The sequence below is a fragment of the Comamonas sp. AG1104 genome, from assembly GCF_003350425.1.
Taxonomy (GTDB): Bacteria; Pseudomonadota; Gammaproteobacteria; order Burkholderiales; family Burkholderiaceae_C; genus Comamonas; species Comamonas testosteroni.
The window spans coordinates 280,748-293,709 of record NZ_QQAS01000004.1 but is presented as its reverse complement, the minus strand read 5'-3'; the positions used below and the strand labels follow the sequence as shown (position 1 = coordinate 293,709).

Here is a 12,962-nt window from a genome sequence, read left to right as displayed (position 1 = left end):
ATTCCGGAGCGGTGTTCTAACTGCGGTAGCCGGGGTCGATTCTGTCGAGCTTGCGCAGCAGGGCGGGCCAGGCAAACTGGCCGCCCATGCCGCCGGTCTGTACCTTCATGGCATGGGCGATGCCTTGCAGAATCTGCGGGTCGACCTCGGTGAGTTCGGTGCCGCCCGACTGGGCCGCGATCTGGATCTGGCAGGCGGACTCGAAGACGTACATCGACAAAAAGGCATCGGCAATCGTGGCGCCGCAGGTCAGCAGGCCGTGGTTGCGCAGCATGAGGAAGTTGGCCTCGCCCATGTCGGCCAGCAGGCGCGGCTTCTCGTCCTCGCGAAAGGCCACGCCTTCATAGACGTGATAGGCCAGGGACCCCAGGACAAAGGTGCTTTGCTGGCTGATGGGCAGCAGGCCGTTCTTCTGGGCCGCCACGGCCACGCCGGCGCGCGTGTGGGTGTGGATCACGCATTGCGCATCGGCACGCGCCTCGTGCACGGCGCTGTGGATGACGAAGCCTGCCGGGTTCACGGGGAAGGGCGAGTCCATGAGTTTGTTGCAGCCCAGGTCCACCTTGATCAGCGAGGAGGCCGTGATTTCGTCAAACATCAGCCCGTAGGGGTTGATGAGGAAGTGATGCCCGGGGCCCGGCAGCCGCGCGCTGATGTGGGTGAAGACCAGATCGCTCCAGCCGTACAGCGCCACCAGCCGGTAGCAGGCGGCTAGGTCCACGCGCAGCTGCCATTCCTCGGGGCTGACCAGATGCTGCACGCTGGGGATGTTCAAGGGCTCTTGGCTCACGGGCGGCTCTCCTTCATCGTTGATTCGATGAATGTAGACACTCGTGCGTTAGCGGTCTGTTGGCTAGGCGACAGAAGCCTGGAAACGCGGGCGAGGCCGGTTCGGATCAGGCGGGGTGGCAATGCTTATGGGGCAAAAAACAGGAGCTTGCATCGCAAGCTCCTGTTGATTTGTAGATCGTTTTTATACTGAAATCGAAGCTGATCAGGCGAAAGCAGCTATCAAAAGCGCTTACTTGATCTGGCCGCGCGACAGGTCCTGGATCATGCGGGCGGCCAGATACAGGCGAGGTGCGATGGTGTTGATCTGCACATATTCGGCATCGTTGGAATGCGCGCCATAGCCCGACAGGCCGAAGCCCTCGATCACGCCGCCTTTGGCCTTGAGGGCCGCAAAAGCCGCATCCGTGCCGCCGCCCGTGGCCTTGTCCATGACCTTCATGGGCAGCTTCAGCTCCTGCTCATAAATGCCCTGGGCATGGGCCGCCAGCTTGCGCGCCGTGGCATTGGCCTCCAGCGGCGGGCGGCGCACTTCGAATTTCAGCTCCACCTTGCTGGCGGGGAGCAGCTTGTTGCCGATCTTGTCCTGCATGGCTTTTTCCAGCGCCGTGAAGTCGGCCACGCGCAGCGCGCGGGCATCGGCCTGGGCCGAGGCTTCGGCGGGAACCACATTGCGGTTGGTGCCGGCCTTGGACACCGTCCAGTTGAGCTTGAGGCCGTCCTGGGGCTGGGACAGATCCTTCATCTGCAGCAGCTGGTGCGACAGCTCGTACAGCGCATTCACGCCGTCTTCGGGCTTGGCGCCCGCATGCGATGCCTTGCCCGTGACCTTGAGGTAGGCGGCGCCGATGCCGCTGGTGGCCAGGCGCAGGCTGCCGTCGGTGCCGCCGCCTTCAAAGCTGAACACTGCGTCCTGCTCGGCCCCCAGGCGGGTTATGGTGCTGCGTGCTCCGGGCGAGCTGATTTCCTCGTCGCCGTTGATCAGCACCGTGAGCGTGCCGTAGTCCTCGATGCCCAGCTTCTTGAGCAGGGGCACGATATGCATGATCAGGGCCACGCCCTGCTTGTCGTCGGCAATGCCCAGGCCATAGGCCTTGTCGCCGTCGATGCGAAAGGGCTGGTCCTTGAGCATGCCGGGCAGATAGACGGTGTCCATGTGCGCGATCAGCATGATGCGGCTGCTGCCCTTGCCCTTGAATTCGGCATGCACCATGGGGCCGACTTTCTCGGGCGTGTCATCGAGGCGGTAGATGTCGCTGGGCTCGATCACCTCGACCTTGCCGCCCTGCGCGCGCAGCTTGCCGGCAATGTATTCGGCAATCTTCTTCACGCCCGCCACATCCTTGCTGCCGGACTCGATATGCACCAGATCGCGCAGCGTATCCAGGTAGGGCTGCTGCTCCTTTTTCGCATGCTCCAGCCATTCAGTCTGAGAGGCAGCCTGGGCAGAGCCGAAGGCCAGCACCAGGGCCAGGGGCAGGGCGCGCAGCAAAGGGGCAGAGGGCGTGTTCCAACGCATAGAAATTCTCCTTGAGGGGGGCGAGCCGCTCCCGGATAGGGCCACGGCAAGAAAAGGCGGTGTGATGCACCGCTCAGGGAATTCAGCTTAGCAGCCGTGTTTGTGGCCTCAGCGCTGAGCCACTAGGGATAAATACCAGGGTAACTTGATCTCTCGCGCCGACAAAAAAGCCCTGCAGCTTGCGCGGGCAGGGCTGGGTGGGTTGCGCCTGTTGCTCAGGCGGCTGCCAGATGGGATTTGGTCTTCTTGCTCACGCCGTCGCCGACGATGACGGCCGAGACCACCGACAGCACCAGCGCAATCGCCGAGCCATAGAACACTGCGTTGGTCATCTGGTGGTCCAGCATGTAGCCGAAGACCGGCGCGGCCAGGCAAAAGCCCAGATCCAGGCCCGAATACACCGTGCCGTAGACACGGCCCGTGGCGCCGGGGGGCGCTGCGCGCTTGATCAGCATGTCGCGCGAGGGGCCGGCCAGGCCCGTGCCCAGACCGGCGACAGAAGCCACGATCACGGCAGCCATGCCGGGCAGCCAGCCCGTGCCGACGACAAACAGCAACAGGCCCGAGCCCAGCATGCAGATGGAGATCACCTTCTCCAGCCGCTGCACGCGGCCGACCAGAAAGCCGCCCACGACCATACCGGCAGCGCCGCACAGCATATAGCCGGTGACGATCAGCGCCGTCACGGAAAGCGGCAGCCCGTACATGGATTGCAGGGCCGGGCTGGCAAAGCTCTGGATGGCGCTGAGCGCGCAGGTGCTCCAGAAGAAGAAGGAAAAGCACAGCCACACCGATGGCAGCTTCATGAAGGCCATGGGGTGTTCCTGAGGTGCGGCAATGGCTCCGGCAGCCGGCTTGGCGGCAGCACCTGCGGATTCGGCGCGATCATCGAGCGCGTCACGGTTGAAGACCATGATGGCCAGCACCACGGCTGCGCAGAGGGCGCCGCCCAGGCAGGCCAGACGCCAGGAGCCCGTGGCCGTGGTGATGCCCGCCATGAACAGCGGTGCCAGCGCCCAGCCCAGATTGCCGGACAGGCCATGCACCGAGAACGCATGACCTATGCGCTGCTGCGACACGCGCTTGTTGAGGATGGTGAAGTCCACGGGGTGGAAGGGCGCATTGCCCAGGCCCGCAAAGAAGGAGGCAGCCAGCAGCATGCTGTAGCCCTGGGCCGTGCTGGCAATCAGGCCTGCCACCACAAAGCTGCCGAGGGCGGCAAACAGAATCGGACGTGCGCCAAAGCGGTCCACCGCAAAGCCGGCCAGTGCCTGGCCGGTGCCGGAAACAATGAAGAACAGCGAAACCATGACGCTGAGCTCGGCATAGCTGTAGCCGAAGTCCTTGATCAGCCAGGGAAACAACGGCGGCAGCAGCAGGTGGAAGAAGTGCGACGAGCCATGGGCCAGACCGATGAGGCTGATGGTGCGAGCGTCACTGCGCAGTGTCTCTGGCGCCTGGTTTTGAGGTGTTGTGGAGGCAGGGCGGTTCATATGTCGCATCTTAGGCAGACTGCTTGCGTCTTGTATGCGATAGTCTGCCAATTGCTATCGCAAGCCAGCCAACCATCATGTACAGCCTCCACGACCCCGAGCCCCTGCGTGCAGGCAAGGCCACCGCCTATGTGGAGACGCTGACACCCCATCTCTACATTCCCTCGGCACAGCGCCCGGTGCGCGCCAAATGTCGCTGGCTGGAGGCCGACACCCAGGTCAAGCCGCACCGTCATCCCTGGGGGCAACTGGCCATCTCCACCACGGGCACCATACGCCTGACAGTAGCGCAGGGCACCTATATCGTGCCGCCATCCCGCGCGCTGTGGGTGCCGCCGGGCATGGAGCATGCGGTGACCATGGTGGAAAGCGCCGATCTGCGCACCTTGTACTTCTTTCAGACCCAGGGGCGTTGCGGCCCCGATGTCAGCCCTGAGCAAGAGGCGGCCTGGCGCCAATGCCGGGTGCTCAACGCGTCGGATCTGCTGCGCGCCGTGGTGCGCGAGCTGCCCACGCTGCCCGATGACAGCCTGCAGCTGTCCGAGCAGGACAGGGCGCGCGAGCACCATTTGAGCCAGCTGCTGCTCGACGAGCTGCGCCGCGCCAGTGCCGTGCAACTGGGCGTGAACCTGCCCCAGGACAAGCGCTTGCGCCTGCTGTGCGAGGCCGTGCTGGCCGACCCCACGCGCAACGAGACGCTGGAAGACTGGGCGCGCGATACCGGGGCCAGTCCGCGCACCGTGGCGCGACTGTTTCGCCAGCAGCTGGAATGCAGTTTTACCCAGTGGCGCCAGCAGGTGGTGCTGGCCCATGCCGTGAGCTTGGCGGCGCGCAACTGGCCGATTCAGCGCATTGCTGCCGAGCTGGACTACAGTCCCAGCGCTTTCAGCGCCATGGTGCGCCGCACGGTGGGCATGCCGCCTGCGCAGTTCTTTGGCATGCACACCAAGGTCATGGCTGCCAGCGATTGATTGAACAGGGCTGCAAGCCTCATCTGTATTTGCCGGGTGGCTCCAGAAAATATTTGCAGCGACATGGAATGAAAGCAGCAGGCCTGCGCTCTTTATCACCATGATCTTCTCTGCCGAGTCGCGCTACAACCAGTGGGTGCGCGAGCATTACCGCTTTTTGCTGCGCAGCGCCTGGGCGCTGACGGGCTCGCGTGCCACGGCCGAGGATGTGGTGCAGGATTGCTTCACCAGCGCCTGGCGCTTTCGCCACCAGCTGCGCGACCAGAGCATGGCCAGAGCATGGCTGTTCCAGATCATGCGCCGCCATGCCTTCAGGCACTTCGATCCTGTGCAATCACAGACCGAGTCTCTGGATGAAGCCTGCGAGCAGGGCGTGAATCACCACGATGCACTCGATGCGCAGCTGGACGTGGTCAAGGCGCTGAGCCGCATTGCCCCGATCCATCGTGAAGTGCTGGTGCTTTACTACTTTGACGACATGCCCACGGCCCAGATGGCCGAGGCGCTGGATATTGCACCGGGCACCGTGCTCTCTCGCCTGGCGCGGGCCCGTGAAGCGCTCAAGACGGCACTGCAGGAGCCTGCGCGCCGTCCCGCAGGGGCCACCACCGAATCTTCCGCAGCTGCCGGCGTGATACCGCTGAGAAAGCGCGCACCATGAAACACCAAGACCGCCCCGAAGACACCGATTTCGACCTGCGTGCCCGTGCCGAGCTGGCACTGGCTTTCGAGCCCGGCGAGCTGCCGACCCATTTGCTGCGCCACACGCCCTGGTACGCCCGTCGTGGCCTGCATGCACTGTGTGCCGCCGTGATGGTCGGCAGCGTTGCTGCGGGCGGCGTGCTGAGCCTGCGCCCGCCGCAGATGGTGCGCTCGGCCATCGAGCATGAGTATTACGAACGCACGCTGCGGGGCCAGTTCATCCCGGAGGCCGAGATTGCCAGGCATATGGACTGGCCTGCCGACCAGAAGCTGCCCGGCTACACCCAGCTCATGCGGCCCTGCGATATCGACGGCAGTCGCGCCTATCACCTGACCACTTTTTTTGAAAAAGGCGGCATAGTCACCGTGCTGGCCTTCGAGCAGCCCCAGCCGATTGCCGACGGCCAGGGCTGGTGGGCCAACAGCTACTGGCAGGTGGTGCGCTCGCGCGAAGGCCGCCCTCTGGTGCTGATCGCACAGAAGAAACAGGCTCTGGCCGTGGCATCACGCGCTCTGGGGGCACCTGAGAAAGCCGATGGCTGAACCGGATTTTTCGCGCTGAGCATTCACCACAATTACCAAGGAGACACCATGCAACAACCCACATCCCTGCCGCGTCGTCGCCTGCTCGCCGGTAGCGCCAGCGCGCTGGCTGCAGCCGGTCTGGCCAGCTTCCAGAGCCAGGCCATGGCTCAGGCGGCAGCGCCCGCCGCCAAGCCTCTGCCCGGCTATGCCAGCTTCAAGAATGCCGATGCCGTGATCGTGCACAGCTCCACCACCATCGAGACCAAGCGCAGCGCGTTTGGCGCCGGCGTGGTCACGCCCACCAGCCAGCTCTATGTGCGCAACAACCTGCCCACGCCTTCCGAGTCCATCGTGGCCGATCGCGATGCATGGGCGGTGCAGATCGATGGTGTGAAAAAGCCCAGACAGCTGAGCGTGCGTGAACTCAAGACCATGGGTCTGGAGACCGTGACCATGGTGCTGCAATGCTCTGGCAACGGTCGCGCCTTCTTCCCCTCCAAGCCCAGCGGTACGCAATGGACGGTGGGTGCTGCTGGTTGCGTGGTCTGGAGCGGTGTGCCCGTGCGCGATGTGGTCAAGGCCCTGGGCGGAGTGGCCGACGGCATGGTCTACATGACGGGAACGGGCGGAGAGGTGCTGCCCGCAGGCCTCGATCCCAAGAGTGTGCTGGTGGAGCGCTCCGTGCCCCTGTCGGCCATGGAGGACGCGCTGCTGGCCTGGGAGATGAACGGCGAGCCCGTGCCTCTGGCCCATGGCGGCCCGCTGCGCCTGATCGTGCCCGGCTACACCGGCGTGAACAACATCAAGTACATCAAGCAGCTGGCCTTTACCGCCAAGGAAAGCGAAGCGCACATCATGTCCCACGGCTACCGCATCTCGCCTCCGGGGAGCAAGGGAGATCCCAGCCAGCCTTCGGTGCAGGAGATGAGCGTCAAGTCATGGATCAACAGCCCCATCCCCGAGGACGGCAACCAGGCCTCCGGCCTGGTGCAGATTCAGGGCGTGGCCTTCGGCGGCATGAACGCCGTCAAGGGCGTGGAAGTCTCCATCGACGGCGGCAAGACCTGGAAGCAGGCCCGTCTGGTGGGCCCCGACATGGGCAGGTACGCCTGGCGCCAGTTCGTGCTCCAGGCCCAGCTGCCCAAGGGCTCCTACCAGCTGGCCAGCCGCGCGACTGATGTGAAGGGCAATGTGCAGCCCGAGACGCGCGGTGAAAACCAGAGCGGCTACAACAACACCAGCTGGGCCGACCACGCAGTGACGGTCACCGTGGCCTGAGCGTCGCAATCACTGCCCATGCCCGGTGCCGGAAGAAGGGACGCAGGGCATGGGATCCAACCCCGATGCATCGCATTTCTCCAAGAACAATGATGAAGACAAACCACATCCTCGCCGCCCTGTTGTTGACCGCCTTTGCGGGCACTGCCGCCCATGCCGATCAGGCTGCCCAGATGGCGCGCGGCAAAGAGCTGTTCACCACTGCTGCAGTCCCTGCCTGCGCGGTGTGCCATACCCTCAAGGACGCCGGCACCGAAGGCGCCATCGGCCCCGTGCTGGACGAGCTGCAGCCCGATGCGGCCCGCGTGGCGCGCGCTCTGAAGGACGGAATCGGCTCCATGCCCTCCTTCAAGGCCACAATGAGCGAAGCCGATATCGCTGCCGTTGCTCTTTACGTGAGCAAGGCCAGCGGCGCAGCCAAGTAAAGCGCCTCAGCCGCGCTGCGCGCCATCCAGCGGCATGGCGTAGATCCATACCTTGTGGCGGCTATTGCCTTGCAGGCATGCCGTCGCTTCCACGCCGGGCAGTTGGAAATCCAGGCTCACCAGCCAGCTGCCGGGCTGCATCTCGGTGGCCGCCTTGACAGCGGCGCGGCCCATGCTTTCGGGCCGCTGGAACAGATAGACCAACTGATAGCCGCTCCAGTCGGCCAGCCAGATATCGCCGCGTCGCACGCGTGCCCAGGGGCAGCGCAGGGCGCAGGCAATCGCCAGTGGCCAGCTCCATTCCAGACCATGGAGGCGGGCCTGCGGCAGCGCGCTGCGCAGCGCGCGCAAACCATCGCCCATGCCGCAGCCGGCGTCCAGCACCAGCGCCTGCACCGGCAACTGCACGATCTCTGCCAGTCCTTTGAGCGCATTGAACGGCGTTGGAAAGACCGGGGCATCACGCCAGGCATTGAGCGGGTAGATCAGCAGCAGCAAGCCCAGAGGCAGCAGCCAGCCCCAGGCGGGCAACTGGCTGGCGCTGAGCACCAGAAACGACAGCGGAAACCCGGCCGCAATGATGAGCCTGCGCCACCAGTTGGGCCCGCAGAGACTGGCTGCCGTGCTGAAGCTGCCGGCGACCAGCAGGGCCAGCCACCAGGGCAGCAGGCGCGCCAGTCCCGCAAAGATCATCCAGGCCAGCAGCCAGACGAGCAGTGCAGGCAGAGGCCAGGTAGAGGCAAGCCATTTTTTTGTCATGAGTTTTGAAATGTATCCGTCATACACAGGCGTCAAGACACCGAAGCGCAGACAAGGCCTTGTCGGAGTTTTGCATTTTGTGCGGGATACCCCTCTTTGGTGGGGTATGCGTGTTGTCAACTCGTCGTAAAAATTACTGATTTTTGCTTATGTATACTTTTCGGCTTTCAGTGGCTGAGAATTCAGAGGAGACATCCATGCGCCTGCTCGCCCCCACCTTTTCATTGGCGGCTCTTGCGTTGACAGCATGCGCGGTACAGACACCGCAGGAGCAGTTGGCACCTGCTTCGCCCACCGTGCGCCTGTGCGAAGGCAATAACTGTTCCGAGCTGCCGCGCAATGTCGCGACTTTCCGCGGCGAACCCGTCAATCCCGAGGCGGAGCGCCGCCTGGCGGCACTGGTGCAAAAAGCCGAAGCTGATCCTCGCGCAGCCTATGACCTGGGCCTGCGCTATCTGCGCGGCGATGGCGTGGAGCGCAACAGCTATCAGGCCATCGAGTGGATGCGCAAGGCCGGCGATGCCGGTAACGGTCAGGCCCAGTTTGCGTTGGGTCGTCTGTATCTGCTGGGCTTTGAAGAAATGGGCCCGGACCCTGCCGAGGCCGAGGCTTGGCTTTCGCGTGCTGCCGCCAAGGGCTTCAAGGAAGCCAAGCGACTGCTGCCCCAGGCGCAGGCCGCCAAACAGAATGCACATGCACGCTATCAGGCCATCGAGGACGAGCGCAAGTCCTGGAACGGCTGGTATGTGGGCGCGCCCTACTACATGGTGTGGGGCTCGTCGGGTTGGTATTACCGCTGAGGCGCCGTGAGCGCAGCAGCATTTTTTATTTTTTAGAAAGCATCACTATGTCCAAGAAGACAACGCTGCGTCTGGCAGCCATCGCATCGGCCCTGGCACTGGGCGGCTGCGTGACCCCCGGCGGCGGCACCATCTCCACGGGTACGGCTCCCACGGCTGCCACCGGCGCAGCGGGCGGCGCAACCAGCGTGAATGCGAACCCTACGCTGGAGCGTTGCGATGCCCCTCTGGGCACGCTGGCCGTGGATGACGGTCGCGGCAAGGATTGGTATGCCAGCTTTGGCGCTGCCACCAAGATCACGACCATCGAACCCCTGATCCGTCTGGCCGTGCAGCAGTCCAACTGCTTCGTGATCACCTCCATCGGCAACAACCGCACCGAAAGCAAGATGTCGGCGATCACCGACAAGCAGCGCAATTCCGGTGAATTCCGTGCCGGCTCCAAGCAGCAAAAGGGCCAGCGCGTGGCAGCCGACTACTACATGGAGCCTTCCATCATCATCGACAACGATGCAACCGGCCAGCTGGCAGCGGGTGTGGGCGGTCTGTTCGGCAATGTGGGTACGCTGATCGGCGGCGCCATGCAGAGCAAGGCTTCGGTGGTGACGCTGAGCATGTTCGACATCCGTTCTGGCGTGCAGATCTCCATCTCCGAAGGCAACTCCACAGCCACCAACTTCGGCGCTGCCATGGGCGCGTTCGGCGGTGGCGTGGGTGGTGGTCTGGGCGGCTTCTCGCGCTCACCCGAAGGCAAGGCCACGGTGGCCGCCTTCATGGATGCCTACAACAACATGGTGATCTCGCTGCGCAACTACAAGGCGCAGGAAGTCAAGGGCGGCCTGGGTCGTGGCGGTCAGCTCAAGGTCGGCAAGTAAAGCGCCGATCCGAGAACAGAAAAGGGCCTGCAGCTGCAGGCCCTTTTTTCATGGTTTGCGCGTCTTCAGCAAGCGCCTCGAGCGCTGCTTACTGCAGCTGAAAGATCTTGCCCGGGTTCAGGATGTTCTTGGGGTCCAGAGCCTGCTTGATGGCGCGCATCATCTGCACCGCACCAACGCCAGCTTCCTCCAGCAAGAAGCCCTGCTTGTGGATGCCGATGCCGTGCTCGCCCGTGCAGGTTCCGCCCAGTGCAATAGCGCGTGCCACCAGCGTATGGTTGAGTTGCTCGGCCTGCTGGCGCTGGGCTTCGTTGTCGGGGTCGATCAGATAGCCGAAGTGGAAGTTGCCGTCGCCCACGTGGCCGACCAGGAAGTAGGGGATGCCGCTGGCATCGGCTTCGGTCACGCACTCCAGCAGCGCATCGGCCAGGCGGCTGATGGGCACACAGGCATCGGTGGTGATGCAGCGGCAGCCGGGCACGCTGGAGACGGCCGCGAAATAGGCATTGTGGCGTGCGGTGAACAAGCGCGTACGGTCTTCGGGGCGCTCGGCCCATTCAAAGGCATTGCCACCGAATTCATGGGCAATGTCCTGAACCATCTCGGCCTGTTCCTTCACGCCCGTGGGCGAGCCGTGGAACTCCATCAGCAGCATGGGCTCCTCACGCAGGGACAGCTTGCTGTAGGCATTGACCATGCGCACTGAATTCACATCGACCAGTTCCACGCGGGCGATGGGAATGCCCATCTGTATGGTCTGGATCACCGTGTGCACGGCGTTCTCGATGCTGGAAAAAGAGCAGATGGCTGCGCTCACCGCTTCGGGCAGCGGATAGATGCGCAGCGTGATCTCGGTGAAGATGCCCAGCGTGCCTTCGCTGCCCACCAGCAGGCGGGTCAGGTCGTAGCCGGCAGCGCTCTTCTTGGCGCGGTTGCCGGTGCGCACCACTTCACCGCTGGCTGTCACTACCTCCAGGGCCAGCACGTTCTCGCGCATGGTGCCGTAGCGCACGGCATTGGTGCCGCTGGCGCGGGTCGAGGTCATGCCGCCAATTGAAGCGTCGGCGCCGGGGTCGATGGGAAAGAAGAAGCCGGTGTCCTTGATGGCCTCGTTCAATGCCTTGCGCGTGATGCCGGGCTGCACGGTGATGGTCAGGTCTTCGGTGTTGACCGAGAGCACCCGGTTCATGCGGCTGACGTCGATGGTGATGCCGCCTTGCACGGCCAGCAGATGGCCTTCCAGCGACGATCCTGCGCCGTAGGCAATCACGGGCACGCCGTACCGGTCGCAGAGCGTGACGGCATCCTGCACGTCCTGGGTGGATTCGGCAAACACCACGGCTGCCGGAGGGGGCGCAGAAATCGCGCCTTCGTCGCGGCCGTGCTGCTCGCGCACGGCCAGCGCCGTGGAGCACTGGCCGCCGAAACGTGTTTGCAGAGCCAGCAGAAATTCTTCGGGGATAGGGCGCTGCACGAAATCGGGCTGCAGCGAGGTATGGGCAACAGGTGCGTTCATCGGGGTCTCCAGAGGAGAAAAAGAATACCACCTGGCCCGATCCGGACGTGTACGTATTGGGTACTAGGCCGTGCCGCTCAAGGTCGCAATCGCTGCGCTGGCGCATACCCATTGGAGCTGGCAGAGATCGCGGTTTCGTCGTGGCGCAGCCGTCTGCCGCGAGCACATAGATAAGTTGCGCCCTAGCTAATGAGAAATCAGTGTTTAGGGTTTGTGCCTGGTGTGCCTATATTGGCAAGCCTCATGGCGTGCGCTGCAGAGCTCGCTTCAAACCAAAAGCAGTTCGGAGGGCGGAGCTATGCGCGATACGGGTCGCAGATCATTCATTCAGGGGCTGGCCGGGGTGTCGGCGGCAGGCATGCTGGGCGCTGCATGGCATGTGCGTGCAGCGCAGACGCAGGCCTGGCCGGCGCGGCCCATCAAACTGGTCGTGACCTTCCCGCCCGGCGGTTCCAGCGATATCGTGGCGCGGGTGCTGGCTCCTGCGCTGGCCGAGAAGCTGGGCCAGAGCGTGGTCATAGACAACAAGCCCGGCGCGGGCTCGTCCATTGGTGCGCAAATCGTGGCGCACAGCGCCAACGACGGCTACACGCTGCTGGTATCCAATTCGGCGGCGCTGTCGATAGCGCCATCGCTGCTGCAAAGCCCTGGCTACGACCCTTTGCGCAGTTTCGAACACCTGGCCTACATCGGCGCCGTGCCCACGGTGTTTGCCGTGCATCCCTCGGTGCCCGCCAACAGCCTGAGCGAGCTGGTGAGCTGGATCAAGGAGCAGCCTGCTCCCGTGGCCTTTGGCAGCGGAGGTGCTGCCTCGGTGGGACATCTGGTGGGCGAGCAGTTCGCGCAGACGCTCAAGCTGTCCATGGAGCATGTGCCTTATCGCGGTGCCGGTCCCATGCGTGCGGATCTGCTCAGCGGCCATATCAAGCTGGCGATCGACGCCTTGCCGCAGAACATCGCGCTGCACAAGCAGGGCCGGCTCAAGCTGCTGGCGCTGACATCGCCACGCCGCGTGGCGCAGGCACCGGCGGTGCCCAGTGTGGCCGAACTGGGGCTGGCACAGCTGGTCTCCGAAAACTTCGTCGGCATCTCGGCCCCCGCCGGTCTGCCCGGGGCGCTGGCCGAAAAAATCGCCAGCGCGGTGCGGCAGATCAGCGCGCGTCCCGAGTTTGCGCAGACGCTGCAAGCCCAGGGATTCGTGACCCGGGATATGGAATCCAAAGCCTTCACCCAGCTGATTGCAGACCAGCATCTGGCCTGGGGCGACATCGCGAAAAAGACAGGCGCAAAACTTTAACCAGTCAGGACAA

General features: G+C 63.9%; 13 protein-coding genes. 8 read left to right on the top strand and 5 right to left on the bottom strand.

Translation table 11 applies throughout. The features are described from left to right. Nucleotides 1-16: 16 nt before the first annotated feature. From DFO48_RS13195 to DFO48_RS13185, 3 genes are all read right to left on the bottom strand, one after another. On the bottom strand, nt 17-790 hold the full coding sequence (locus DFO48_RS13195; protein ID WP_003072061.1) for a class II aldolase/adducin family protein: 774 nt from the start codon (nt 788-790) through the stop codon (nt 17-19). A 231-nt stretch (nt 791-1,021) separates the two neighbouring features. Beyond that, the gene (locus DFO48_RS13190) at nt 1,022-2,308 is read right to left on the bottom strand and encodes a M20/M25/M40 family metallo-hydrolase (RefSeq protein ID WP_114863680.1); all 1,287 of its coding nucleotides are present in this window, start codon (nt 2,306-2,308) and stop codon (nt 1,022-1,024) included. A gap of 215 nt (nt 2,309-2,523) precedes the next feature. Then, on the bottom strand, nt 2,524-3,801 hold the full coding sequence (locus DFO48_RS13185) for an MFS transporter (protein WP_003072055.1): 1,278 nt from the start codon (nt 3,799-3,801) through the stop codon (nt 2,524-2,526). Between the two features lie 77 nt (nt 3,802-3,878). Between DFO48_RS13185 and DFO48_RS13180 the strand changes: the two genes are divergently transcribed. The 5 genes from DFO48_RS13180 to DFO48_RS13160 all read left to right on the top strand — a co-directional run bounded on the left by DFO48_RS13180 (nt 3,879) and on the right by DFO48_RS13160 (nt 7,702). Further along, nucleotides 3,879-4,772 carry a helix-turn-helix domain-containing protein gene (locus tag DFO48_RS13180; RefSeq protein ID WP_114863679.1) on the top strand — a complete coding sequence of 298 codons (894 nt, stop codon included), beginning with the start codon at nt 3,879-3,881 and terminating at the stop codon, nt 4,770-4,772. A 100-nt stretch (nt 4,773-4,872) separates the two neighbouring features. Beyond that, the gene (locus DFO48_RS13175; RefSeq protein ID WP_003065266.1) at nt 4,873-5,433 is read left to right on the top strand and encodes an RNA polymerase sigma factor; all 561 of its coding nucleotides are present in this window, start codon (nt 4,873-4,875) and stop codon (nt 5,431-5,433) included. Then, nucleotides 5,430-6,017 carry a hypothetical protein gene (locus DFO48_RS13170; RefSeq protein ID WP_114863678.1) on the top strand — a complete coding sequence of 196 codons (588 nt, stop codon included), beginning with the start codon at nt 5,430-5,432 and terminating at the stop codon, nt 6,015-6,017. Before DFO48_RS13175 ends, DFO48_RS13170 begins: the two co-directional genes overlap by 4 nt. 48 nt (nt 6,018-6,065) lie before the next feature. After that, complete coding sequence (locus DFO48_RS13165; RefSeq protein WP_114863677.1) at nt 6,066-7,277, top strand: sulfite oxidase; 1,212 nt, start codon at nt 6,066-6,068, stop codon at nt 7,275-7,277. Between the two features lie 89 nt (nt 7,278-7,366). Then, the gene (locus DFO48_RS13160) at nt 7,367-7,702 is read left to right on the top strand and encodes a cytochrome c (RefSeq protein ID WP_114863676.1); all 336 of its coding nucleotides are present in this window, start codon (nt 7,367-7,369) and stop codon (nt 7,700-7,702) included. 6 nt (nt 7,703-7,708) lie between these two features. Here DFO48_RS13160 and DFO48_RS13155 read toward each other — a convergent pair whose 3' ends face one another. Next, nucleotides 7,709-8,461: a class I SAM-dependent methyltransferase gene (locus tag DFO48_RS13155; protein WP_003072039.1), complete on the bottom strand. Its 753-nt coding sequence runs from the start codon at nt 8,459-8,461 to the stop codon at nt 7,709-7,711. Between the two features lie 197 nt (nt 8,462-8,658). Here DFO48_RS13155 and DFO48_RS13150 point away from each other — a divergent pair, with 197 nt between their 5' ends. Together DFO48_RS13150 and DFO48_RS13145 are read left to right on the top strand one after the other, a co-directional pair. After that, nucleotides 8,659-9,261, top strand: a complete 603-nt coding sequence (locus DFO48_RS13150; RefSeq protein ID WP_003065258.1) for a tetratricopeptide repeat protein — start codon at nt 8,659-8,661, stop codon at nt 9,259-9,261. Nucleotides 9,262-9,308: 47 nt separating this feature from the next. Then, a complete protein-coding gene (locus tag DFO48_RS13145) occupies nt 9,309-10,136 on the top strand; it encodes a hypothetical protein (RefSeq protein ID WP_003072034.1) in 828 nt (275 codons plus the stop codon). An 88-nt stretch (nt 10,137-10,224) separates the two neighbouring features. Here the strand turns inward: DFO48_RS13145 and DFO48_RS13140 are convergent, their stop codons facing one another. After that, a complete protein-coding gene (locus DFO48_RS13140; protein WP_057094210.1) occupies nt 10,225-11,652 on the bottom strand; it encodes an FAD-binding oxidoreductase in 1,428 nt (475 codons plus the stop codon). Nucleotides 11,653-11,950: 298 nt separating this feature from the next. On the opposite strand from DFO48_RS13140, the gene DFO48_RS13135 reads away from it, so the two are divergent. Beyond that, nucleotides 11,951-12,949, top strand: a complete 999-nt coding sequence (locus tag DFO48_RS13135; RefSeq protein WP_114863675.1) for a tripartite tricarboxylate transporter substrate binding protein — start codon at nt 11,951-11,953, stop codon at nt 12,947-12,949. Nucleotides 12,950-12,962: the final 13 nt, after the last annotated feature.

Excerpts from the sequence above, each read along its gene's own strand:
- DFO48_RS13190 (WP_114863680.1), bottom strand. The coding sequence starts at position 2,308 with ATGCGTTGGAACACGCCCTCTGCCCCTTTGCTGCGCGCCCTGCCCCTG.
- DFO48_RS13185 (WP_003072055.1), bottom strand. The coding sequence starts at position 3,801 with ATGAACCGCCCTGCCTCCACAACACCTCAAAACCAGGCGCCAGAGACA.
- DFO48_RS13180 (WP_114863679.1), top strand. The coding sequence starts at position 3,879 with ATGTACAGCCTCCACGACCCCGAGCCCCTGCGTGCAGGCAAGGCCACC.
- DFO48_RS13175 (WP_003065266.1), top strand. The coding sequence starts at position 4,873 with ATGATCTTCTCTGCCGAGTCGCGCTACAACCAGTGGGTGCGCGAGCAT.
- DFO48_RS13170 (WP_114863678.1), top strand. The coding sequence starts at position 5,430 with ATGAAACACCAAGACCGCCCCGAAGACACCGATTTCGACCTGCGTGCC.
- DFO48_RS13165 (WP_114863677.1), top strand. The coding sequence starts at position 6,066 with ATGCAACAACCCACATCCCTGCCGCGTCGTCGCCTGCTCGCCGGTAGC.
- DFO48_RS13160 (WP_114863676.1), top strand. The coding sequence starts at position 7,367 with ATGATGAAGACAAACCACATCCTCGCCGCCCTGTTGTTGACCGCCTTT.
- DFO48_RS13155 (WP_003072039.1), bottom strand. The coding sequence starts at position 8,461 with ATGACAAAAAAATGGCTTGCCTCTACCTGGCCTCTGCCTGCACTGCTC.
- DFO48_RS13150 (WP_003065258.1), top strand. The coding sequence starts at position 8,659 with ATGCGCCTGCTCGCCCCCACCTTTTCATTGGCGGCTCTTGCGTTGACA.
- DFO48_RS13145 (WP_003072034.1), top strand. The coding sequence starts at position 9,309 with ATGTCCAAGAAGACAACGCTGCGTCTGGCAGCCATCGCATCGGCCCTG.
- DFO48_RS13140 (WP_057094210.1), bottom strand. The coding sequence starts at position 11,652 with ATGAACGCACCTGTTGCCCATACCTCGCTGCAGCCCGATTTCGTGCAG.
- DFO48_RS13135 (WP_114863675.1), top strand. The coding sequence starts at position 11,951 with ATGCGCGATACGGGTCGCAGATCATTCATTCAGGGGCTGGCCGGGGTG.